This window comes from Erythrobacter sp. JK5 (assembly GCF_018205975.1).
In the GTDB taxonomy this organism is placed as follows: Bacteria; Pseudomonadota; Alphaproteobacteria; order Sphingomonadales; family Sphingomonadaceae; genus Erythrobacter.
In genome coordinates, this window is the sequence record NZ_CP073577.1 from 2436161 (window position 1) to 2459326 (window position 23166).

Here is a 23166-nt window from a genome sequence, read left to right on the forward strand (position 1 = left end):
ATTTCCCGCCATTCGCGGCCCGGGGCCGTCGCTTTCAGGGAAACTGCCAATGTCTTCACGGTTTGCATTCCACTCCGGCTGCGCGATCGCGGCTCTTGCTATTTCCAGCCTCGCCACGCCGGCCCACGCGCAGGATGGCGAAACCGCCGAGGCGGCCAGCGCCGCGGACAACCCGCTGATCATCGTCACCGGCACGCGCCGCACTGACCGGACCGTGGCCGACAGCACCGTGCCGATCGACATCATCGCCTCGGATTCGCTGCTTAACCAGGGCGCGACCGAAACCAACCGGCTGCTCAACAACCTTGTGCCGTCGTTCAACTTCCCTCAGCCCTCGCTGACCGACGGCACGGACTCACTGCGCCCGGCGACGCTGCGCGGCCTCGCGCCCGACCAGGTGCTGGTGCTGGTCAATGGCAAACGGCGTCACATCTCCTCGCTGCTCAACCTCAACGGTTCGGTCGGGCGCGGTTCGTCGGGGGTCGATCTCAACGCGATCCCGGCGCTCGCGATCGACCGGATCGAGGTACTGCGCGATGGTGCAGCCTCGCAATACGGCTCCGATGCGATCGCCGGGGTGATCAACATCCAGCTGAAACGCAGCGAGGGTGGCCGTGCGCAAGCGACCTTCGGCAAGTACATCACGACCATGGACGGCGTCGACCAGGTCGCCACGGTGGCGCCCACCACCGGCACGGGCGACAATCCCGACATTACCTTCACCGGCAAGGATCGCACCCGCCGCGACGGGGATACCTTCACCTTCGCCACCAATATCGGTCTGCCGGTCGGGGCCAGCGGATACTTCAACTGGACCACCGAATATCGCGACCGCCAGCCGACCAACCGCTCCGGGCCCGATCTGCGGCGGCAATATTCGGGCGTAGGCGATCCGCGCGAAACGACGTTCGATCGCTACAGCCACCGCTTCGGCGACGGCAAGTCGCAGGACCTCAACTTCTTCGTCAACGCCGGGGCCGACCTCGGGACAGATTTCGAACTCTACGCATTCGGTAGCTACGGCACCCGCCAGGCCAACGGCACGGGCTTCTATCGCCGCTCGCTCGATGCGCGTAACCGCGATTTCGCCAATGGCGGTCAGCCGTTCTACCCGGACGGCTTCCTGCCGCAGATCGACAGCGACATCGAAGATATCGCCGGCGCAATGGGCATTCGCGGCGAAGCCGGCGGATGGAATCTCGACCTGTCGGTCAATTACGGCTCGAACCGGCTCGATTACGGCGTATCCAACAGCTGGAACGCCTCGCTCGGCGGGATCCAGAGCCCGACCAATTTCGATGCCGGCGGACTGCGCGCAGGCCAGACTTCGGTCAATGTCGACGCCCAGCGCGAAATCGACCTCGGAATCGCCGTCAGCTCGGTCGCGTTCGGAGCGGAATGGCGCAACGAGAATTACAAGATCATCGCCGGACAGCTCGAAAGCTATGTCGCAGGGCCCTTCACCTTCTCCAACGGCTCCGCTCCAGGGGCGCAGGTGTTCCCCGGCTTCGCCCCGTCCACCGCGATTGACCGTTCGCGCGATTCCTACGCCGCCTATCTCGAAATCGACACCGACCTGTCGGACATGTTCAATATCCAGGTTGCCGGCCGGTTCGAGGATTTCTCCGATTTCGGCAGCACCGTGAACGGCAAGCTCGCAGCGCGGTTCGAGCCGGTCGACGGTCTTGCGATCCGCGGTTCGGTATCGACCGGTTTCCGCGCGCCGGGGATGGCCCAGCAATTCTTCTCCACCACCTCGACCAACAACATCGCCGGGGTCGGGCTGGTCGAGGTCGGGACTTTCCCGGTCGATTCGCCGATTGCCGTGGCGCTCGGCGCGGAGCCGCTCGAACCCGAGGAATCGGTCAATATCAGCGGCGGCGTGGTGTTCACCATGGTGCCGGGGCTGAATGTCACGGTCGATTACTACAACATCAAGATCAACGAACGCATCGTGCTGACGGAAAACCTGCAAGGGGCCGATGTGGTCGCGATCCTGCAGGCGGCGGGCGTGGTCGGCACCTCGGCGCGATTCTTCATCAACGGGATCGACACCCGCACCGAAGGGGTCGATATCGTCGCCAGCTACCGCCTACCCGATTTCGGGCTGGGGCGCTTCACGCTGACCGCCGGCTACAATATCAACGACACCGAGATCACCGACCGCCGGACCTTCAGCGGGTTCACGGCCCAGCGGCTGTTCGCCCGGCCGGAAAGCTTCCGCCTGACCGACGGTCAGCCGTCGAACAAGCTCAACCTCGGGCTCGACTGGGATCTCGCGCCGTTCGGCGCCACCTTGCGCGCCAACCGCTTCGGTTCGGTGTTCCTGCCGATCGGCAGCAATGGCGACATCGCCATCGCCAAGGGCGACGCGCCGGGCGATGTGACGCTTAGTCCGTCATGGGTGGTCGATCTCGAAGCCCGGTTCGATGCGCTCGACAATGTGCAGCTGGCGGTGGGTGCGAACAACCTGCTCGACGAATACCCCGATCGCCTGCCGTTCGGGACTGTCGACGGGTTCAACTTCGGTCTCAACAACAGCTTCCTGCCCTATTCGTCGCAGTCGCCGTTCGGCTTCAGCGGTCGCTTCCTCTACGGGCGGGTCAGCATCGACTTCTGACGGGTCCGGGGGAATATCGGGCAGGCGATCGCGTCTGCCCTATTCCTCCGGGGCCTGATCCTCGGTCATGATCGCGGGCACCGGCGCGATGTCATCGACCTCAGCTTCCGCCTCCGCCGCGCGCTCGGCCCGTTCGGCTTCGGTCAAGGGGCGGAACCGTATGTCGAACGGCGTGATCGTGCCGTCGTCGCGTTGTCGGATCCGGACGATCCCAACCTGGTTGGGATCGAGCATCTCCTGATCGATTTCCCGTGCCCGATCCTGCCCCAGATAGAACCTCCCGCGTTCGAGGCTGCTGAAGCCATAGACGCTGGCGAGGTTGGCCCGGACCGGATGCGCGCAGGCTTCCACCTGCGCTTCCTCGATACGCACGGCGCGCTCGAGCTTGGGTGCAGAGCCATACAGGCACAACAATTGCGGGGCGGGTTCGAAGACAATGCCCTCCTCGTCCTCTTCGCTCTCTTCACCGGGCGATTCGGGCCAGTCATAGGAGAATTCGACATAGTGACCGCGCAGCAGGTCGCGCGGGTCGTAACCCTGGATCGCGACATCCCATTCGGTGCCCTGCCGACTGAGATGGTCGCTCCAGCCCCACAGTCCGGCCAGCCCCGCGACGGGCAGCACGATTGCGGCGAGGATGGCGGTGCGGGGCATCAGTTGCGAGCCTCGCCGTCAACTTCCGCGGGCGGCGCGAACCGGCGGCTGACCCTCACAGCGACAAAGGCGATGCAGAGGATCAGGACGCCCGACAGAATCAAGCCGAAACCGCTGAGCAACAGGTCGCTCGCCAGCTCGAAGCTCAGGATGATCAACCGCAGCGCGATGACCGCGACGGCCGCCTGGAACACCCAGCGCCAACCCGCCTGCAGCGCGGCCGTAGCGATTCCGACCCACAGCACCATGAGCAGCAGGGCGGCGAACACGCCCTGATCGTTGACGACCCTGGCGAACGCGATCGTCAGCCCCGCTCCGATGACGATCGCGCCCGACATACGTCCGGAGATACCCGGTCTTGCAACAACAACCAGCAGCCCGGCGACGATCCCGGTAACGGCCCGGACATACTGGCTTGCCGCGCTGATCACGTCGTCACTGGCCGAATAGCCATCTGCGCTGGCAATCGCGCAGGACAATGAGGCCCCGATCACGGCATAAACCAAGGCCAGTTGTTCGATCCGGCGCCAGAAGTCAGGCCGGTCGCCGCGCCCGCGCATCCACGCGCCGAGCGGGGCGAAAAACAGGGGCAGCGCGGTGACGAGCGCCATCCCGATGTAGGGCGGCGATTGGCCCGCGATCCGCCGCACCAGCTCGTCCTGCGCGTAGCTGAACTCCCACGCGCAATAGATCGCGCCGCCGACCAGCACTGCGGCGGTGAGCCAGCTGCGCCCCAGCAGCAGCAGAATCGGGCCGAACAGCACCAGCCAGATCGCCAGCGGCTCCCACAGCGGCGAACTGGTCTGGTAGACCTGCCCGAGATGGCCGAAGAAAGTGAGGCCGAGCGCAGCAGCCACGAACAGCAGCGCCTCGACCGCCCACGGGTGGGATTGCCTCAGCGGGCGTTCGCGCAGGAACAAGGCCGCCAGTGCGCCGACGATCAGCGCAAGATGGATCGCCAGCCGCACCCGCCCCGGAATGTCATCCCAGTTGGCGGCAACGACCGAGATCAGGCCGAGGCCGATGGCAAGCGCACCGATTCCGAACACCGCCCACAACGCCAGCGGGCGGGCGTGCTCGTCTTCGTAGGCGATCAGGCGTGCGCGCGTTTCCGCATCGATCAATCCGGCGCCGTGCCAGGCCTCGATCTTGCGCGTGCTCATATGCCCGATCTACCCGTGCCCTGCGCCCGCTTCAACGCAAAACGCCGCCCCGCCGGAATGGCGGAGCGGCGCTTTGTCCATCCGTGGGGAAGAGCCTACTTCTTGGCCAGCTCTTCCTTGGTCAGCGGGGTAAGATTGGTCACCTTGGCTTCGTTGGCCGCCATCACGTCGGGGGGCGAGGCGACCAGTCCGATCTTCGCCAGCGGGCCATCGGCCGTCCAGCTCTTGACCCACTCCTGCAGGTATTCGGCAAGGCCGGGGATCGCGCTCAGATGCGCTTTCTTGACGTAGACGAACAGCGGGCGGGCGCCGGGATATTCGAAGCTTGCGATATTTTCGTAGGTCGGGGCAACGCCGTTCATCGGCAGACCCTGAACCTTGTCGAGGTTTTCCTCGAGATACGAATAGCCGAACACGCCAACCGACTTCGGATTGCTCTCGATCTTCTGGACGATCAGATTGTCCTGCTCGCCCTGGTCGACATAGGCGCCGTCCGAACGCACTTCGGTGCAGACCTGGTCGTAGCGATCTTCATCGGATTCCTTGAGCGCTTCCATGTCCGGGTTCGACTTGCAACCGGCTTCGAGCACCAGTTCCTTGAGCGCGTCGCGCGTACCCGAAGTGCTGGGCGGACCGTAGACGAGGATCGGCTCGGCCGGGAGCGATGGGTCGACATCGGCCCAGGTCTTGGCAGTCTGCTCGCCGCCATAGGGGCTCGCCGCGAGCGCTTCGTAAACGATCTTGGGCGAGAGGTTGAGCATGATGCCGTCCTTGGCGGAGGCGAACGCGATGCCATCGAGCCCGACCTGCAGTTCGATCACGTCGGTCACACCGTTGGCGACGCACTTTTCGAATTCGCTCACCTTCATCCGGCGCGACGCGTTGGCCATGTCGGGCGTGTCGGCACCGACACCCGAACAGAACAGCTGCATGCCCCCGCCGGTGCCGGTCGATTCGATCAGCGGCGATTTGAAGTTCGGCTGCGAGCGCGCGAAGCTTTCGGCAACCTGCTTGGCGAACGGATAGACGGTCGAGGAGCCGACCGCGCGGATCGAATCGCGGTTACCCCCGCCGCTTCCCGCATCGCTGCATGCCGCGAGCGCAAGGGTCGCCATCAGGGCCAGCGCAACTGTCTTCGTCGATTTCATCGGTTTCATCCTTGATAGGTGGTCTGCAGACGCCGCTATGCAGCGCGTGTGACAGGGTTGTGACATGGCCGGGCGGAAGACCGATCAGAAATCGATCTGCGCCCGTACCGCAAACGTATCGACTCCATAGTCGCGACTGCCGGAAGCGGTCGGAAAGACGGCGTCTTCATAATCCAGTCGCCCATAATTCGCGAGCAGCATGGTGTAATCGGTCGGTTTCCACACCAGCGAGGCGAAAATGCCGTCCTGCGTTCCGCCAACAATCCCCGCATCGGAAAGGTCGAGCCGATCGTATCGCAGGTTGACCTGCAGTGAGCCCATGCCGCCTTCGCCGACCGGGTTGGCGGGCTTGGTGCGATCGAATTTGCCGCCCTTGTAGCCGCGGGTATCGCCCTTTGTCAGGAAGTAGCCGACTTCGGCATAACCGCCGAAAAAGGTCGGGTTGTCGATCGCGGTGGGGAGGCTAACGTTCTGCCAGAACCCTTCGGCGGCAGCGTGGAACGGGCCGGAAATGAAGGCGCCCTCCACCCCGAAGCCGAATTCGCTGCTGGCACCGAGCTGGCCGGTGTTGACGAACCGTTCGGAGGTGAAGTGCACCAGCGGACGCTGGCGATAGCGCACGGTCGAACCGGTTTCGAGGTCGGTGTAATGCACCGAGCCGCCGAGATGCAGCTGGCCATCGCCGAGCTTTGGCATGAACACCACGCGGCCATCCGCGCTCCAGTTCTTGTTGGAAAGGTCTTCCATGTTGTCGGTGAAGACGCCTGCCTGGACGAGCACGTTCTCGCCGCCGAATTCGACCGCCGCACCGACCCGCCGCTCGAATCCGAACGCGTCGGTGAACGCGGCGCGCTCGATGAAGCTGGTGTGCAGGCTGCTGGTCAGCTCTTCGAGCGACTGGAACGTGTTGAATTGCCCGACCGAGATTTCCGCGCCACCGGCATCGTAGGAGATGAGCGCGTCAGTCACGGAGACATCGTTTCCGGCAAAATCGACTTCGAACTTGTAACCGAAACCGCCGGGAATATCGCCCGACACGCCCAGCCGCGCGCGCCGCGCTTCGCTGCCGAACCCGTCTTCGCGACCGGTTGAATCCGGTGCGTTGACGAAGCCCGCGTCATACTGAAGGCGACCGCGCGGCTTGAAGCTCCAGCCGCCCTCGCCCTTGATCTCGGGCGCGCCCTTGAAGGCTATCGCGGGGCTCTTGCCGGAATCGGAACCCGCGCTCGCGGCTGCCACCTGGGCCGCATCGGCCTTGGCGTTTGCCGCAGCTGCCTGCGCCTCGGTCTGCGCCAGTTCGGCTTCGAGCGCGGTCATGCGCTCTGCCATCTGCGCCATCATGGCGCGCATTTCGGCAAGCTCCTCCTGCAGCTGTTCGGTATCCTGCGCCGCCAGCGGGCTGGACGCGAACGCCAGCGCTCCGGCAAGCGCGATATGGGAAACTCTGAAGGTCATCGCACACTCGTTCTGGTTTGAGTTGTGACGCCCCTATGACCGGCATGTGACACGTATGTGACGATCCCGGCGGCTATTTTTCCACAAGGCGGGCTTGTGATCGTCAGTCCGCTGCGAACGGCGCGATCACCTCGGGCCGGACGCGCGCGAGCCGCCCGCTTGCCCGGTCGAGCATCGCCCAGGTGGTTTGCGCGCTGACCAGAATCTTGCCGGCTTCATCCCTGAATTCGACATGGCGCACCGACTTCGCGCCTTTGGCCGGATCGGGGATGAAGGTCTCGCCAACAGCGCTCTCGCCCGCTGCGATATTGCCCCGGTAATCAATCTCGTGGCGGATCACGACCCAGAAAAATTGCGCCACGTCCTCGGGCCGGGCAACCGCTTCCCAATGCGCGGTCGCGAGGTCCTGGATCCACTGCACCCAGACCGAATTGTTGACGTGTCCCAGCTCGTCGATGTGTTCGGGCGCGGCGGTGAACGTCCGGGTAAAGCGGCTCACTCGCCCTCGCTCTCTTTAGCCATCCCCATCTGCCACAGGATGAAGGCGAACTCCTCTGCCGTCTCATACAGCGAATTCCAGCGGCCCGACTTGCCGCCGTGGCCTGCGCCCATGTTGGTCTTGAGCAACAGCACATTGTCGTCGGTCTTGGTGTCGCGCAGCCTGGCGACCCATTTGGCGGGCTCCCAATAGGTCACGCGCGGGTCGTTCAAGCCTGCGGTGACCAGCATCGGCGGGTAATCCTGCGCCTTGACCTGATCGTAGGGCGAATAGCTGAGGATGTAGGCAAAGGCCTGCTTGTCCTCGATCGGGTTGCCCCATTCCTGCCATTCGCCCGGCGTCAGCGGCAGCTCGGCGTTGAGCATGGTGTTGAGCACGTCGACGAACGGCACATGCGCCACCACCGCGCCATACTGCGCCGGGTCCTGGTTGACGATCGCGCCCATCAGCTCGCCGCCTGCCGAACCGCCGCTCGCCGTGACTTTGCCTTCGGCGGTATAGCCCCTGGCGATCAACCCGCGCCCGACATCGACGAAATCGTTGAAGGTGTTGGTGCGCTCGTACAACTTGCCCTGCAGGTACCAGCGCCGCCCGAGGTCGTCGCCGCCACGAATATGCGCAATCGCATAGGCGAAACCGCGATCGACCAGGCTCAGGCGCGAGGTCGTGAACCCCGGCGGGATGGCGTAACCATAGGCACCATAAGCGTAGAGGTGCAGCGGGCCGCCAGCCGGACGATCCTTGCGCATCAGGATGCTGACCGGGACCATCGTCCCGTCGCGCGCTTCGATCTCGATGCGCTCGGTAGTGTAGAGCGAGGCATCGTAGCCGCTCGGGATTTCCTGCTGCTTGAGCAATTCGAGCGCGGCACCGGCAACGTCGTAATCGTACACCGAATCGGGCGTGATCATGCTCTCGTAGGCGAGCCGCAGCTTGCTCTGATCGTATTCGGGATTGTTCGAAAGCCCCGCCGAATAACTCGCTTCGGGGAAGGCAATCGGGGTGGCTTTAGTCGGCGCGTCATAAGTGCGGATTTCAACCTGATCGAGCCCATTCAACCGTCCTTCGGTGACGAAGAAATCCCTGAACAGCTGGAAATCGGTCAGGTAGAACTCGTTCGACCCGGCAATCACCGTCTCCCAATCGCCCGGCGCCTCGAGCGTAGCCTTGGCGAGGCGGAAATTGAGGTGGTCGTCGTTGGTCAGGACGAACACCTCGCCGTCCCGGATGTCGATCGCGTATTCGACGCCTTTCTTGCGCGGCCTGACCAACACCTGCTCGCCGGTTGGATCGGCGGCGGAAACGAAACGCACTTCGCGCGTCTCGTTGTCGCCGCTTTCGATGATGAGCCAGTCTTCCTGCGCCGACAGCCCGGTGTCGACGCCGAAGCTTTCGTCCTGCTCCCGATAGAGGGTCACGTCGTCTTCGACAGGGGTCCCGACAACATGCAGCCTGGCTTCGAGCGTACGCCAGTTCTCGGTCGAAGGGCCGTAAACCAGCGCGGTATCATTCGCGACCCAGGTCAGGCCGCTGCGCAGGTTCGGAATCTCGTCGGGCAGCAATTCTCCGGTTTCGAGATCCTTGATTCGCGCGGTGAATCGCTCCGACCCGTTGGTGTCGGTCGAATAGGCGAGATAGCGGCCGTTCCTGCTCACAGAGGCCGCGCCGAGGCGGAAGTATTCGAGTCCCTGGGCCAGCGCCGTTTCGTCGAGGATCAGCTGCGGCTCGGCATCCTCGCCCGCGCCGACCGGTTTGCGGTAATGCTTGCGGTACTGCGCGCCTTCTTCGAATTCCGACCAGTAGAGGTAGTCGCCCTCGCGCTGGGGAACGGTGCTGTCGTCTTCCTTGATGCGCGCGCGCATCTCCTTGAACAGCGCCTCGGTGAATGCCTCGCGCGGGGCCATGTTCGCTTCGAACCAGGCGTTTTCGGCCTTGAGGTAATCGAGCACGTCCTCGTCATCGACCGTCGGATACGACTTGTCATAAAGCCAGTCGTACGGATCGGCGATGGTGATGCCGTGATGCGAATAGCTGTGTTCGCGCTTTTCCGCGATCGGAGGAGAGGTGGGAATAGCGGCGTCGGCGGTTGTCACGCTTTGATTGTCCTTGCTGGTTTGGGCCAGCGCGGCGCCCAGAGGCGCGATGGCGATGGCGGCGGCACAGGTGAGGGATGCGATCCGGAGGCAGGTCATCGAGACTTCGTCCTTGGCAGGCGGCGAGGCGGGTGGAAAGCCGCTCGCCCGGGGCTATGCTCACGCTATCTAGAGAAACAATCCTGCGCAGCAAGATGCGGCGCAGCCATCCGGGAACAGACCCAATGCTGATGCAAACCCACGAAGCCCGCCTTGCCGCCCTGCGCGCGGAGCTCAAACGCCGCGACCTCGACGGTTTTGTCGTGCCCATCTCTGACGAGCACATGAGCGAATATGTCGGCGAATATGCGCAGCGACTCGGCTGGCTGACCGGGTTCGGCGGTTCGGCAGGGTTCGCCGCGGTCACGCTCGATCGCGCGGCGATCTTCGTCGACGGGCGCTACACCGTGCAGGTGCGCGAGCAGGTCGACGAAAAATTGTTCGAATACCGCAGCATTCCCGGCGACAAGCTGGCGGACTGGCTCAAGGATGCCTGCGGCGACGGCGCGAAAATCGCCTACGATCCGTGGCTGCACACCTGGAAATGGGTCGAGGCGCTGGAGCAGCAGGTCGAACCGGCGGGAATCGCGATGGTCCCGGCCCAGAGCAATCCGATCGACGCGGTGTGGGCCGACCGCCCGCAGCCTTCGGCAGCGCAGGCGATCGTGCACGAAGATGCGCTGGCCGGACGCCCGTCGGCAGAGAAGCGCGGCGAAATCGCCGATTGGCTGGGCAAGGAGGGCCTCGATGCGGTGGTCGTGCCGGCGCTCGATTCGATCGCCTGGCTGCTCAACATCAGGGGCGCGGACGTGTCGCACACCCCCGTCGCATTGTCGTATGTGATCGCGCACGCCGATGGCAGCGCGGAACTGTTCATCGCGCCCGGCAAGGTCACGCCCGAGCTTTCCCAGCACCTCGGCAATGCGGTCAGGGTCCGCGATCGCAGCGAATTCGTCGCGGCGCTCGGCGAGTTCGCGGGCAAGAAGGTCAGCGTCGATCCCGATTTCGGAGTGGTCGCGATCGCGCAGGGCCTGCGCGCGGGCGGTGCGCAGTTCGTGTTCCGTCAGGACCCGACGATCCTCGCCAAGGCGATCAAGAACGAGCGCGAGCGGCAGGGCCACCGCGATGCGCAGGCGCAGGACGGCGCGGCGGTCAGCCGGTTCCTGCGCTGGCTCGGGGAAACCGCACCGGGCGGCGAGGTCGACGAGCTGTCGGCCGCCGCCAAGCTCGAAGGCTTCCGCCGCGAACACGGCGATCTGCGCGACACCTCGTTCGATACCATCTCGGCCGCCGCCGGGCATGCCGCACTGCCGCATTACAAGGTCGATGAAGACAGCAACATCCCGATCCCACCCGGGTCGATCTACCTGGTCGATTCCGGCGGGCAGTATCCGGCGGGCACCACCGACATCACCCGCACGGTGTGGATCGATTCGCCCGGTGGCGCGCAGCCGACGGCGGAAATGAAGGACCGCTTCACCCGAGTGCTCAAGGGGCACATCCAGATCGACCGCGCGGTCTTCCCGCAGGGCACCACCGGCGGGCAGCTGGACGTGCTCGCGCGGCAGTATCTGTGGGAAGCCGGGGTCGATTACGCCCACGGCACGGGCCACGGCGTCGGCAGCTTCCTCGGCGTCCACGAAGGCCCGCAGCGCATCGGCAAACCGTCCGGAGGGCAGGCGGGGACCGACCAGGAACTGCATGCCGGAATGATCCTCTCCAACGAGCCCGGCTATTACAAGGCGGGCGCGTTCGGCATCCGGATCGAGAACCTGGTGCTCACCGAGGAGCGCGCAATCGATGGCGCAGAGGGGCGTTACCTCGGATTCGAGACGCTCACCTTCGTCCCGCTCGATCGCAAGCTGATCGAGCGCAGCCTGTTGTCCGCGGCCGAGATCGCGTGGGTCGATACCTACCATGCGCGGGTTCGCAACCTGCTGGCTCCGCGCCTGTCTGGCGAGGACCTGGCGTGGCTCGAGCGGGAGACCGAACCGCTGTGATGCTTGCAGCCGATAATTTGTTCTTGTAATGTTCCGATATCGCGAGTCGCAGCGCGTGGCTTCGGATGGGAGGAACGGACATGATCGGCTATGTAACCCTGGGTACCAATGATCTGCCGCGCGCGGCAAAATTCTACGACGCGATCGCCGGGCATTTCGGCGTCGGGCGGATGATGGAGTTCGAGACCTTTATCGCCTGGGGTGCCATGGGGGGCGCACCCGGCGTGGCGGCGACCGTGCCGTTCGATGGCGAGGCCGCCACGGTCGGCAACGGCACGATGGTCGCGCTGCAGGTCGATAGCCCGGATCAGGTCAAGGCGGTCTACGATACCGCGTTGGCAAACGGCGGCAGCGACGAAGGCGCGCCCGGCCCGCGCGGCGATGACGGGTTTTATGCCGGCTATTTCCGCGATCCGGACGGCAACAAGCTGAACGCGTTCTGCATGGTCGCGCCGTCCTCATGACCGCGCGCAGGCTCAGCGACAGCTTCCTGCATCTGGGGCTCGGCGCGACCGCCGTGCCCCAGCCGCCCTTCACCGGGCTGGAATGGTACGAACAATACGGCGCGCGCCACGGCGGGGACGGGGCGGAAGGGCGGCTGGTCTCGCAGCACACCTTCACCGAAGGCTGGGATTCCTGGGAAATGCACCCGAACGGCGCCGAAGTGGTGATCTGCACCCACGGCGCGATGGTGCTGACGCAGGAGTTTCCCGACGGGCATCGCGAGGAGGTGACGCTCGAAGCGGGCGAATACGCGATCAACCCTCCCGGTGTGTGGCACATCGCCGATGTCGCCGACAGCGCGACCGCGATCTTCATCACCGCCGGCGAAGGCACTCAGCACCGCCCGCGCTAGCCGCGCATGTCGCGCGGATGAACGCGCTCGTCCGCCCGATACAATCTGCGACACAGTCGCCGCGATCGGGCATAATCGTGCGACACGGGCGCGCTAGAAGGGTTCTCGTGAGTTGCGGCGAGCGTACCCGTGCGACACCTCTCCCAAGGCCTTCTGGCCCCGACGTCGGCTGACCTTATGCCCCTCGGGCAGCCGGAAACCGTCGCCGTTGCGCCCCCTTGCGCGGCGTCAGGACGCCTCGCCGCAGCTCTTGTGTTACGATGAACTCAGGAGAACCCGAATGCGAAAACTTGCTCTATCCCTGTCTGCCGCCGCTCTCGCGCTGGGCGGCGCCGGCATCGCCCTTGCCGATCATCACGGCGGCGATCGCTCGCTCGATGCGAATGGCGACGGCGTGGTCACGCTCGCAGAAGCCAGGGCGAAGGCCGACGAGCGCTTTACCAAGATGGACGCGAACGCCGACGGCCAGCTCGACCAGTCCGACCGCGAGGCCATGCGGGCACGCCGCTTTGCCGAAGCCGACACCGATGGCGACGGCGAACTCAGCGCCGCCGAAATGACCGCCGCGCACGAGGCCCGCGACGCCCGCCGTGCCGAACGCCGCGCGCAGCGGCAGGCGCACCGGTTCGAGCGGATGGATACCGATGGCAACGGGTCGATCAGCGAAACCGAAATGCTCGCCGCACGCGAAGCTCGCGGAGAGGCCCGCACCGAGCGGCGCGGCGAAATGCGGCGCGGCGGTCGCGGCGGCGGCAAGGGCATGCGGATGCTGCGCCATGCCGACAGCGACGGCAACGAAATCGTGACCCGCGCCGAATTCGATGCGGCGGTCGAGGCGCGCTTTGCCCGCATCGATACCGACGGATCCGGCACCATCACCGCCGCAGAGCGCGAAGCCGCCAGGGAAACGCGCAAGCAGCGCCGGATGGAACGCCGCGGGCAGCGCCCCGGCGAAGCCGGCTCGCTCTAGGCCGACGCTGTCGCAACGCACTCCGGCCCGGCTGCCGTCGCCGCTATGGCGATCGCGTCGGGCCGGGTCTATGCAACCGCTCGGATGACTGACGCGCCCATCTCCATCCTGCTGGTCGACGACGAGCCGACCCTGCGCGAGCCGCTCGCCGAATATCTCGCGGGGCAGGGCTTTGCGGTGACCGAGGCCGCCAGCGCCGCCGCGGCGCGCAGCACTCTCGCCGCGATCACCCCCGACCTGGTGCTGCTCGACATCATGATGCCGGGCGAAGACGGGCTTTCGTTCTGCCGCCACCTGGTCGAAACCCGCAAGCTGCCCGTGATCTTCCTCACCGCCCGGACCGAAGCGACCGACCGCATCGTCGGCCTCGAACTCGGGGCGGACGATTACGTCGTCAAGCCGTTCGAGCCGCGCGAACTGGTCGCGCGCATCCGCACCGTGCTGCGCCGCGTCGCGCGCGGGCCTGCACCGCAGCACCGTTCCGAAGACTGGCACTACACCTTCGAAGGGTGGGTGCTCGATCCCCTGAAGCGCAAGCTGACCGATCCCGAAGGGGTGAGGATTCCGATCTCCACCGCCGAATTCCGGCTGCTGCGCGCGCTGCTCGACAATCCGCGCAAGGTAATGGATCGCGACCTGCTGCTCGATCTGGTGCAGGGCCGCAGCGCGCACCTGTTCGACCGCGCGGTCGACAACCAGGTCAGCCGCCTGCGCCGCAAGGTCGAAACCGACAGCCGCAACCCGCACTTCATCCAGACCGTGCGCGGCGGCGGCTATCGCTTCGCCGCCCGCGTCGAGCGCGTCGCGCCCGAGCTTGACGCGTGAGGCGCTTCCTGCCCCGCAGCCTGCTGGGCCAGGTCATGCTCGTGCTCGCACTCGGGCTGCTGATCGCACAGGCGATTTCGGCGGTCCTGCTCTACCAGGCGGCCGAACAGCGACGCGAGACCGCGATCGTCAGTTCGATCGCGTTCCGCCTGATCGCCGACGGCAACCGGCCCGAACGCGCCGAACGCCGCAGGGACCAGATCGAGCGGCTGCGCGGGCGCGGGATCGAGCGCGACCGGCCCTTCCCGCGGCGCCCCAATCTCGGGATCGAGCGCAGCGCGCAGTCCACTATCGCCCCGCACGAACAACGGATCGCAGGTTACGAAGCCGCGCTGCGCGACGTGCTCGATCAACAGGGGGTCGCGGCCGGTCGCATCGCCGTTACCCGCCGGCTGGCGAGCGACGATCCCTACATCCGGACCCTGGCGGAGCACCGGCCGCGTTTCGCCGGGCCGGCATGGCAGGACCGCGCGATCCTGCTCGCCGCAGTCGAGCGGGCCGACCAAGGCGGCTGGGTCACCGTGCGCGTGCCCGAGCCGCGCCGTCGCGGCGGCGGGCTGACCACTATCGTATTGCAGACGGCGGTGATCCTCACCGTGCTGGTGCTGTTGTTGTTCCTCGTCCTGCGCCGGATCACCCGCCCCTGGCGCTGTTGACCGAGCGCGTGAGCGACTTTTCGCGCAATCCCGATCGACCGGTGACGATCGCGGAATCGGGCCCCGCCGACACGCGCCGGCTGATCGCCGCGCACAACGCGATGGAAGCACGGATTGCGGCTCTGCTCGACGAGAAGGACGTGATGCTCGGCGCGATCGGGCACGATCTCAAGACGCCGCTCGCCGCGCTGAGGGTGCGGATCGAAAGCGTGCCCGACGCCACGCAGCGCGCCCGCATGGCCGACAGTATCGAGGATATCACCCGCACGCTCGACGATATTCTCTCGCTTGCGCGGGTAGGGCGCAATGGCGGGGAGCTCGAACCGCTCGATCTTGCGGCGCTGGCCATCGGCGTGGTCGAGGAATTCGAGGATCTGGGCGCACCGGTAACCATCGCCGATCCGCCGCGCATGGTCGCGAAAGTGCAGGAAACCTGGCTCAAGCGCGCGCTGCGCAACCTGATCGCCAATGCGGTGCGGTACGGTGGCGGCGCGGCGGTCTCGCTGGTCGACGATGGCGCTTCGATAATCCTGCGGGTCGAGGACGACGGGCCGGGCATTCCGCCCGACCGGATCGCGGCGATGCTGGAACCCTTCACCCGCGGCGAAGCTTCGCGCAACCGCGCGACCGGCGGAGCGGGGCTGGGGCTGACGCTGGCGCGGGCGATCGCCGAACAGCACGGTGGAACGCTGGTGCTGGCCAACCGGGCCGAAGGCGGACTGCGCGCCGAAATCCGCCTGCCCGGATAGAGCGCACTCGCTCAGTTCTTGACGAGCACCAGATCGTCGCCGTCGAATTCGTAGCCGAAATAGAACCACTTCTTCTTTTCGCTGGCGGTCTCGATCCGGAATGCCGCGATCAGGCGCTGCCCGTCGGTCTTCACGTAAATCGCCCCGTCGACCAGCACGTTGGTGCCGCCGAGTTGGTCGACCGCCTTGTCGATCCGTTCCTTGCGGGCCTTGGTCTGCCGCTCGATCTGTGCGGCGATATCCTTGCGCAGCCGTGCGACCAGCCTGGCGTCCTCGCGTTCGCGGGTCGAACGCTGGAGCTCGGTCGACAGCAGGATCGGCGAGTCCCCGCGCCCCAGCCGACCGAGGCGACCCAGCAGATCGGGGCGAGGGTGGACGTGCCCCTCGGCATCGCCCGAAGAGATGACGAACGCGGCCGGGTTGACCGTTTCGAGGAACTCGTCAGTTACGTCCGCTGCACCATGATGGCAGACCTTCATCACCGAGCTTTCGAACACTTCGCGCGCGGCGAGGATCATGTCCTGGCGCGCGATGGTGGTGCTCGGCCAGCGCGAAATGCCGGCATAATGCTTGAGCAGGAATTTCTCGGCGGGCGTATTGAGGTCGCCGCCGAACAGGATGTCGAACCGCCCGAACCGCAGCTTGAGCAGCACCGAATGACCGTTCTTGGTCTTGCCGTAGGCGGATAGTCGGCGCAGCCGCGGTGCGCCGTTCGCATCGCGCTCGACCACCGGGCCGAGGACCCGGATCGAATAGCTGCGCTGCCCGTCGCGGAATTCGGGCAGCCAGCTGCGTCCCTGCGCATCGAGATCGCCGTGCGCGGTCGAAAGCATTGCGAATTCGGTGCGGCCCTGCGTCCCGTCGCGCCGGGTGAAACTGCCGTTGTCGAGCGCCGCGCGCACCACTTGCGGGAACTTCTTGGCGTTGCCGCCGGTCGCGATGACCACCGGGGCACCGAAGATGCGCTCGATATCGGCATGATCGACCGCGAGATCGTGGACGTAGTCGATCCCGGTGACGGGGTCTTCGACAAGCCCGCCGACCTGCGCCCAGCCCGAAAGGTCGGGACGTTCGACGATCCCGTTGTGATAGACCTTTTCAAACCGCACCGCCTTCGCCTCGGGCGAGCCAGCGGCGCCCGCCGGGCGCGGGGTGTCGAAAATGTCGAGGAAGCCGAGATAGTGGTCCTTGTCCGGATGGGTGATGACCGCCGCGTGAAACAACAGGTCCCTGCGGTATCCGCCGAACCGTTTGCCGAGGAATTCGCGCATGTGATCGCCCTCGCCCGCATCGATGACGATGATCCGCTCGGCCTCGTCGCGCTCGGGCGTGATCAGGATCGAACCGTCGCCCTGCCCGACATCGACGAAGATGATTTCGAGCGGGCGCTCGCGGGCGACGTGTTCGGACCTGATGCGGAGATATTCGGGCTGTTCCGGAGCCTCCCGGTTGGGGCCCCAGACAATGAAGGTCCAGTCGGGGTCGTGCGGCAGCGCCGGGTCGTCATCGACATAGAGAAAATCGCCCCACAGGACCTGTTTTGCCGTGATCAGCTTCCCGTCCGATGCGACGTGGCGCTGATACAGGTAAACCTTCGAATAATCATCCGGCAGTTGTACGAATACGTGATCCATCTGCTCGCTCCCCCGATTGCGGCAGCGCCCCCAATTCTTCTTATATTTGCATGCGGCCTATCATAGAGTGCGGCTCTATTCAGCCGTTATTGTCATCGCATCAATCCGCCGATCAGGTTCCTGACGAACCGCCCGGCGATCGGACCCGCAAGATCGGTCGCGATCGAGCCTGCGGCTGAGGTGATCCCGGAGGCGACCGGGTTGGCGCGGCTCTTCTTGCCCAGCACCGCGGATGCCGCCGCACCGGCCATGCCGCCCGCGGCGACCTTGGTCCCGCGCGAAATCGCCTTTTCCCAGATGCTCTTCGACTTGCGCGGCTGCTTGCGCACCTCTTCCTCGCCCTGCTCGGCGACTTCCTGCGCCGTCTCGGCCGCGTCGGCGCCCTTTTGCGCCAGCACTTCCTCGGCGCTCTCGCGATCGACTGCTTCGTCGTATTTGCCGCCGAACGGGCTGACCGACTGGATGATCGCGCGCTCCTTGGCCGTGACCGGCCCGAGCCGCGAACGCGGCGGCTTGATCAACGTGCGCTGCACCACCGTGGGCGCGCCGTCCTCGTCCAGTGTCGAGACCAGCGCCTCGCCGACCTTGAGCTCGGTGATGGCCTGCTCGACATCGAGATCGGGGTTGATCCGGAAGGTTTCCGCCGCCGCCTTGATCGCGCGCTGATCGCGCGGGGTGAAGGCGCGCAGCGCGTGCTGGACGCGGTTGCCGAGCTGGCCGGCAACCTCTTCGGGAATGTCGATCGGGTTCTGGGTGACGAAGAAGACCCCAACCCCTTTCGACCGGATCAGCCGCACGACCTGTTCGATCTTGTCCTGCAACGCCTTGGGCGCATCGTCGAACAGCAGGTGCGCCTCGTCGAAGAAGAACACCAGCGTCGGCTTTTCGGGGTCGCCCACCTCGGGCAGCGTCTCGAACAGCTCCGCCAGCAGCCACAGCAGGAAGGTCGCATACAGCTTGGGCCCGCGCATCAGCTTGTCAGCGGCGAGCACGTTGATGAAGCCGCGCCCCTGCTCGTCGACTCTGAGGAAATCGTCGATCTCGAGCGCCGGCTCGCCGAAGAAATGATCGGCCCCCTGCGCCTCGAAACTCAGCAGCTGGCGCTGGATCGCGCCGACCGATTGCTTCGACACGTTGCCGTATTGGCCCGATAGCTCGCTGGCGTTCTCGTTCGCCCACTGCAGCATCGCCTGAAGGTCGCCGAAATCCAGCAGCAACAACCCATTGTCGTCCGCATGGCGAAAAACGATCTGCAGCACGCCTTCCTGCGTCTCGTTGAGATCGAGCAGTCGCGACAGCAACAGCGGCCCCATCTCGGATATGGTGGTGCGGATCGGATGGCCCTGTTCGCCGTAAAGATCCCAGAAAATCACCGGATTGTCGGAATATGCGTAATCGTCCATGCCGAGTTGCTTGGCCCGGCTCTCCAGCTTGTCGGCGTGCTTGAAGCTTGGGCTGCCCGGCATTGCCACGCCCGACAAATCGCCCTTCACATCGGCCACGAACACCGGGACGCCGTTGGCAGAAAAACTTTCGGCGAGACCTTGCAAGGTCACAGTCTTGCCGGTGCCGGTCGCGCCGGCGATCAGGCCGTGCCGGTTCGCGCGGCCCAGCGCCAGGCTCTGGTTCTCGCCATTGCCGCCAAGTCCTAGGAAAATCTCGCTCATCGTGGTGGGTCCCTCGCCCGTTTCTGGTCTGCGGGCGGTGTGCAGAGGCAAAGCCGGACGGTCAACCTCTCGACTTGGGCGAACGATGGTCTAATGCTGGCAGCGATGGGAGCCCCGCCGCAATTCGTGTTGCTCGACGATGCCCGCGCCAGCGGTGCGGCGGATGCCTTGCTGTACGAAAACCCGGTCGAGGTGTTCGTCGCATACCGGGCGGACGACGTGGAGCGTGTGCTGGCCGAAGCCGAAGCCGCGCGAAAAAGCGGCGGCGGATCGCTGGCGGGCTACATCGCCTACGAAGCCGGGCTGGCGCTCGAACCGAAGCTGATGCCGCTCGCCGATGCACGCAGCGGGGCCGCAGGGCCGCTGGTGTGGCTCGGCCTGTTTGGCGATCCGCAGCGGATCGAGGCGCAGGACATACCGGAATGGCTGGCGAGGCGTGCGCACGGACCTGCCAGCATCGGTCCGCTCGACCCGCAGCTTTCGCCGGGCGGGTACGTCGAGGCGTTCGAAACGCTGCGCGAGGCGATCCACGCGGGCGACATCTACCAGGCCAACCTCACCTATCCGCTCGCCGGATCGTATCGCGGCGATCCGCTGGCGCTCTATGCCGCGCTGCGTCCGGCAGGGCAGGCGGGCTATGGCGGGGTGGTGTTCGACGGTTCGCACTGGCTGCTGAGTTTCTCGCCCGAACTGTTCGCCGCGCTCGATGGCGAGATGGCGAAGGTCAAGCCGATGAAGGGCACCAGGCCGCGCGGCGCCGACGAGGCTAGCGACACCGCGCTGGCGCAGGAACTCGCAACCTCGGTGAAGGACAAGGCCGAAAACCTGATGATCGTCGACCTGATGCGCAACGACCTGTCGCGGGTCGCGGTGCCGGGCAGCGTCAGGGTCGATGCGCCGTTCGCGATCGAAAGCTATCCGACCGTGCACCAGATGGTCTCGACCGTCCGCGCCCGGCTCGAACCAGGCAAGGGTGCGGAAGACCTGGTGCGGGCGCTGTTCCCGTGCGGATCGATCACCGGCGCGCCGAAGATCCGGGCGATGGAACTGATCGATGCGGTCGAGCGCGATCCGCGCGGTCCGTATTGCGGCGCCATCGGGCGGATCGATGCCAACGGCAACGCCGCCTTCAATGTCGCGATTCGCACGCTGCGCCTGACCCCGGTCGAAAACGGGCAGGGGACGGCGGTGCTGGGGGTCGGCTCGGCGATCGTGGCCGATAGCGACGCAATGGCGGAGCGACGCGAATGCGAGATCAAGGCCGCGCTGGTGCGCCGCGCTGCGCCCGATCTCACCGCTCCCGCGTGCGACCTGATCGAGACCATGCGCTTCGAGCCCGAGACCGGCATCGCGCTGCTCGAACTGCACCTGGCGCGGATGAAGCGCAGCGCACAGGCGCTGGGCTTCGAGTTCGATCGCCACGCTGCGCGCAACCAGATCCAGGCACTGTGCTTCGCGCTCGAGCAACCGGCACGGCTCCGCTTGCTGGCAAGCCGCAGCGGCGCAACCGCGCTCGAAACGGGGCCGCTGCCCGAAGCCTTCGACGGCCCGCTCACGGTCGTCGCGCTGCCGAACCCGCTCGATCCGGGCGACTGGAGGCTGCGCCACAAGACGACCGACCGCAGCTTCTACGAAGAGGCGTTGTTGGCGGCCAGGGGCATGGGTGCGGGTGAAGCGATCCTGGTGCGTGAAGACGGGCTGGTGACAGAGGGCAACTTCACCAACATCTTCATCGAACGCGACGGCGAATTGCTGACCCCGCCCGCCGAACTCGGGCTGCTTCCGGGCATCCTGCGCGAACACCTGATCGCAGAGGGTCGCGCGCGCGAAGCGAAACTGACGCTCGGCGATCTTGCCGACGGATTCCTGCTCGGCAACGCGCTGCGCGGGCTGTTCGCGGCGGAACTGATGTGAAAGGAAACCGCTGCTGCTGAGCCTGTCGAAACATGAGCGAGCAGCATAGCTCGCCCTTCGGCACGCCCAGAACGAGCGAGAATGACATGACCAATTCCATTCCCATTCTCTACGAAGACGGCGAAGCGCTGGTGATCGACAAGCCTTCCGGCCTGCCGGTCGACCGGCCGCGCAGGGGCGGTCCGTGCCTCGAAGACCAGCTCGATGCGCTCAGGCTCGGCTTCCAGCGCCCGCCGGTTCCGGTACATCGGCTCGATACCGATACCAGCGGCTGCCTGTTGCTGGCGCGCAATCCGAAGGCGCTGAAGCGGTTCAACCGCGCGTTCGAGGAGCGCGTGGTCGAAAAATCGTACCTCGCCATTCTCGCCGGCCACCCGCCTTCCGATCACGGCACGATCGAACTCGCGCTCGCCAAGATCAGCTCGGTCGAAAAGGGCTGGCGGATGATCGCAGCGAAGAAGGGCAAGCCCGCGATCTCGCACTGGGAACTGGTCGAAACGATCGGCGCCCATGCCGTCATCCGGTTTCGGCCCGAAACCGGGCGCACCCACCAGCTGCGCGTCCACGCGCTCAAGGGGCTGGGCGCGCCGCTGCTCGGCGACCCGGTCTATGGCGACGGGCGCGGTGCGGGGCGCACGATGCTGCACGCCGAATCGCTGCGCGTGCCGCGCGCGGGCAAGACCGCCATCGAGGGCCGCGCCCCGCTGCCCCCGGATTTTCTCGCGCTGGGCGTATCCGATGGATAGCGGCCTCATCGACCGCGCCCACGCACTTGCGGAGGAAACCTTTCTCGCCGGTTCGGGGCCCGGCGGGCAGAACGCCAACAAGGTCGCGACCGAGGTTCAGCTGCGCGTCAATATCTATGCCCTGCGCCTCCCGCCGCCGGTGTTCGCGCGGCTGCGCGAGCTGGCAGGGTCGAAACTGACCGCGAGCGGCGACCTGCTGATCACCGCGCGCCAGCACCGCACCCAGGACGCCAACCGCCAGGCGGCGCGCGAGAAGCTCGAGGACCTGCTCGAAGCCGCACACCGCCAGCCGAAAAAACGCGCCCGAACCCGCGTCAACCGGGTCGGCAAGACCCAGCGGCTGAAGGCCAAGAAGGCCCGCGGCGCGGTCAAGGCCAACCGCGGCAAGCCCGGTCGCCACGACTGGTGAGTCCGCTTGACTTTTGCCGGTGAATCGCCCAATGGCGCGCGTCTGTGAGGCGGCGCAGCACGCGTCGCCCTTTGTTTTTCCGCTCCGCGAGAGCGAATTCAAGAATTTAGGAAACCGCCATGGCGAAGCCCGCAACCGTCAAGATCAAGCTCGTCTCGACCGAGGGCACGGGCTTCTATTACGTGACCAAGAAGAATCCGCGCAACATCACCGAAAAGATGGTGTTCCGCAAATACGATCCGGTCGCGAAAAAGCATGTCGAGTTCAAGGAAGCCAAGATCAAGTAAGGTCCGCGGCTGCCGTGCACCGGGCGTCTGGCGCCTTTCCGCTTGCCACTCGTACAATTCAGCCGCAGTTCAACGCTTCGGGGGTAGCCCGCGAGCCATGATGACGCTGATCCACGCCATTTCGAAACGTCCCGCGCGCATGATTGCGACGGGTCTTGCCGGTGCGCTCGCACTGGCACTCCCTGCAGGCGCTCCGTTGTCGCCCGTCGCTTCGGCGCAGGCGCAGTCGAGCGCGAACGATCTCGACCGGGTCGCTTCCGCACTGCGCGCGATATCGACCATGCGCGCCGATTTCAGCCAGACTGATCGCCAGGGCAATGTCGCGCGCGGCACCATGACGCTGAAGCGGCCGGGCAAGATCCGCTTCGATTACGGCAAGAACTCCGATCTGCTGGTGGTGTCCAACGGGCGCTCGCTCTACCTCGTCGATTACGAGGTGAACCAGGTGCAGCGCTGGCCGATCAAGAATTCACCGCTGGGCGCGCTGCTCGATCCCAATCGCGATGTGAAGCGTTATGGAAAGATGATCGCGACCGGCAGCCCCGACGTGCTGAGTATCGAGGTGCGCGATCCGAAGAAGCCCGAATTCGGGGTCATCACTCTCATCTTCGTGCGCAACAGCAATGCGCCGGGCGGTCTGCAGCTGACCCACTGGGTCGCGCTCGACGCGCAGAACCACCGCACCACGGTGCGGCTTTCGAATCACCGCTACGGGGTTTCGGTCGCGGACAGCACTTTCACCTTTCGCGATCCGCGCAGATCGTCTCGTCGACCGCGTTGAA

The 23166-nt window shown here is 65.7% G+C and carries 21 protein-coding genes; 13 read left to right on the forward strand and 8 right to left on the reverse strand.

Annotated features, from left to right (window positions below; translation table 11 throughout):
* The first annotated feature begins 49 nt into the window (after nt 1–49).
* Complete coding sequence (locus tag KDC96_RS11815) at nt 50–2620, forward strand: TonB-dependent siderophore receptor (protein WP_212448621.1); 2571 nt, start codon at nt 50–52, stop codon at nt 2618–2620.
* Nucleotides 2621–2659: 39 nt separating this feature from the next.
* On the opposite strand, the gene KDC96_RS11820 is transcribed toward KDC96_RS11815, so the two are convergent.
* The 6 genes from KDC96_RS11820 to KDC96_RS11845 all read right to left on the reverse strand — a co-directional run bounded on the left by KDC96_RS11820 (nt 2660) and on the right by KDC96_RS11845 (nt 9731).
* On the reverse strand, nt 2660–3274 hold the full coding sequence (locus tag KDC96_RS11820; RefSeq protein ID WP_212448622.1) for a GDYXXLXY domain-containing protein: 615 nt from the start codon (nt 3272–3274) through the stop codon (nt 2660–2662).
* Nucleotides 3274–4437, reverse strand: coding sequence for a DUF2157 domain-containing protein (locus KDC96_RS11825; protein WP_212448623.1), 1164 nt, complete (start codon nt 4435–4437; stop codon nt 3274–3276). The genes KDC96_RS11820 and KDC96_RS11825 overlap by 1 nt, the downstream gene beginning before the upstream one ends.
* 95 nt (nt 4438–4532) lie before the next feature.
* On the reverse strand, nt 4533–5585 hold the full coding sequence (locus KDC96_RS11830; RefSeq protein ID WP_212448624.1) for a substrate-binding domain-containing protein: 1053 nt from the start codon (nt 5583–5585) through the stop codon (nt 4533–4535).
* Between the two features lie 84 nt (nt 5586–5669).
* Nucleotides 5670–7040: an OprO/OprP family phosphate-selective porin gene (locus KDC96_RS11835; RefSeq protein WP_212448625.1), complete on the reverse strand. Its 1371-nt coding sequence runs from the start codon at nt 7038–7040 to the stop codon at nt 5670–5672.
* 103 nt (nt 7041–7143) lie between these two features.
* Complete coding sequence (locus KDC96_RS11840) at nt 7144–7539, reverse strand: thioesterase family protein (protein ID WP_212448626.1); 396 nt, start codon at nt 7537–7539, stop codon at nt 7144–7146.
* A complete protein-coding gene (locus KDC96_RS11845; protein ID WP_212448627.1) occupies nt 7536–9731 on the reverse strand; it encodes a S9 family peptidase in 2196 nt (731 codons plus the stop codon). The genes KDC96_RS11840 and KDC96_RS11845 overlap by 4 nt, the downstream gene beginning before the upstream one ends.
* Nucleotides 9732–9856: 125 nt before the next feature.
* On the opposite strand from KDC96_RS11845, the gene KDC96_RS11850 reads away from it, so the two are divergent.
* The 7 genes from KDC96_RS11850 (at nt 9857) to KDC96_RS16710 (ending at nt 15727) form a co-directional block, all read left to right on the forward strand.
* Entirely contained in the window at nt 9857–11671 is a 1815-nt protein-coding gene (locus KDC96_RS11850) for an aminopeptidase P family protein (RefSeq protein WP_212448628.1), read from the forward strand.
* Nucleotides 11672–11751: 80 nt separating this feature from the next.
* Nucleotides 11752–12135, forward strand: coding sequence for a VOC family protein (locus tag KDC96_RS11855; protein WP_212448629.1), 384 nt, complete (start codon nt 11752–11754; stop codon nt 12133–12135).
* On the forward strand, nt 12132–12527 hold the full coding sequence (locus KDC96_RS11860; RefSeq protein ID WP_212448630.1) for a cupin domain-containing protein: 396 nt from the start codon (nt 12132–12134) through the stop codon (nt 12525–12527). Before KDC96_RS11855 ends, KDC96_RS11860 begins: the two co-directional genes overlap by 4 nt.
* Before the next feature lie 280 nt (nt 12528–12807).
* Entirely contained in the window at nt 12808–13497 is a 690-nt protein-coding gene (locus KDC96_RS11865; protein WP_212448631.1) for an EF-hand domain-containing protein, read from the forward strand.
* Nucleotides 13498–13581: 84 nt separating this feature from the next.
* Nucleotides 13582–14322: a response regulator gene (locus KDC96_RS11870; RefSeq protein WP_212448632.1), complete on the forward strand. Its 741-nt coding sequence runs from the start codon at nt 13582–13584 to the stop codon at nt 14320–14322.
* Entirely contained in the window at nt 14319–14978 is a 660-nt protein-coding gene (locus KDC96_RS16705) for a hypothetical protein (protein WP_371815482.1), read from the forward strand. Before KDC96_RS11870 ends, KDC96_RS16705 begins: the two co-directional genes overlap by 4 nt.
* Before the next feature lie 8 nt (nt 14979–14986).
* Nucleotides 14987–15727 carry a sensor histidine kinase gene (locus tag KDC96_RS16710; RefSeq protein ID WP_371815483.1) on the forward strand — a complete coding sequence of 247 codons (741 nt, stop codon included), beginning with the start codon at nt 14987–14989 and terminating at the stop codon, nt 15725–15727.
* Nucleotides 15728–15738: 11 nt separating this feature from the next.
* Here the strand turns inward: KDC96_RS16710 and KDC96_RS11880 are convergent, their stop codons facing one another.
* The gene (locus KDC96_RS11880; protein ID WP_212448633.1) at nt 15739–17361 is read right to left on the reverse strand and encodes a hypothetical protein; all 1623 of its coding nucleotides are present in this window, start codon (nt 17359–17361) and stop codon (nt 15739–15741) included.
* Between the two features lie 92 nt (nt 17362–17453).
* Nucleotides 17454–19028 carry a helicase HerA-like domain-containing protein gene (locus KDC96_RS11885; protein WP_212448634.1) on the reverse strand — a complete coding sequence of 525 codons (1575 nt, stop codon included), beginning with the start codon at nt 19026–19028 and terminating at the stop codon, nt 17454–17456.
* Between the two features lie 105 nt (nt 19029–19133).
* On the opposite strand from KDC96_RS11885, the gene pabB reads away from it, so the two are divergent.
* The 5 genes from pabB (at nt 19134) to KDC96_RS11910 (ending at nt 23165) form a co-directional block, all read left to right on the forward strand.
* Nucleotides 19134–20942, forward strand: coding sequence for an aminodeoxychorismate synthase component I (gene pabB, locus KDC96_RS11890; RefSeq protein WP_212452650.1), 1809 nt, complete (start codon nt 19134–19136; stop codon nt 20940–20942).
* Between the two features lie 86 nt (nt 20943–21028).
* The gene (locus tag KDC96_RS11895; RefSeq protein ID WP_212448635.1) at nt 21029–21688 is read left to right on the forward strand and encodes an RluA family pseudouridine synthase; all 660 of its coding nucleotides are present in this window, start codon (nt 21029–21031) and stop codon (nt 21686–21688) included.
* On the forward strand, nt 21681–22097 hold the full coding sequence (gene arfB, locus KDC96_RS11900) for an alternative ribosome rescue aminoacyl-tRNA hydrolase ArfB (RefSeq protein ID WP_212448636.1): 417 nt from the start codon (nt 21681–21683) through the stop codon (nt 22095–22097). Before KDC96_RS11895 ends, arfB begins: the two co-directional genes overlap by 8 nt.
* A gap of 119 nt (nt 22098–22216) precedes the next feature.
* Nucleotides 22217–22384: a 50S ribosomal protein L33 gene (rpmG, locus tag KDC96_RS11905; protein WP_007165948.1), complete on the forward strand. Its 168-nt coding sequence runs from the start codon at nt 22217–22219 to the stop codon at nt 22382–22384.
* Between the two features lie 97 nt (nt 22385–22481).
* Entirely contained in the window at nt 22482–23165 is a 684-nt protein-coding gene (locus KDC96_RS11910; RefSeq protein ID WP_371815484.1) for an outer membrane lipoprotein carrier protein LolA, read from the forward strand.
* Nucleotide 23166 lies beyond the last annotated feature (1 nt).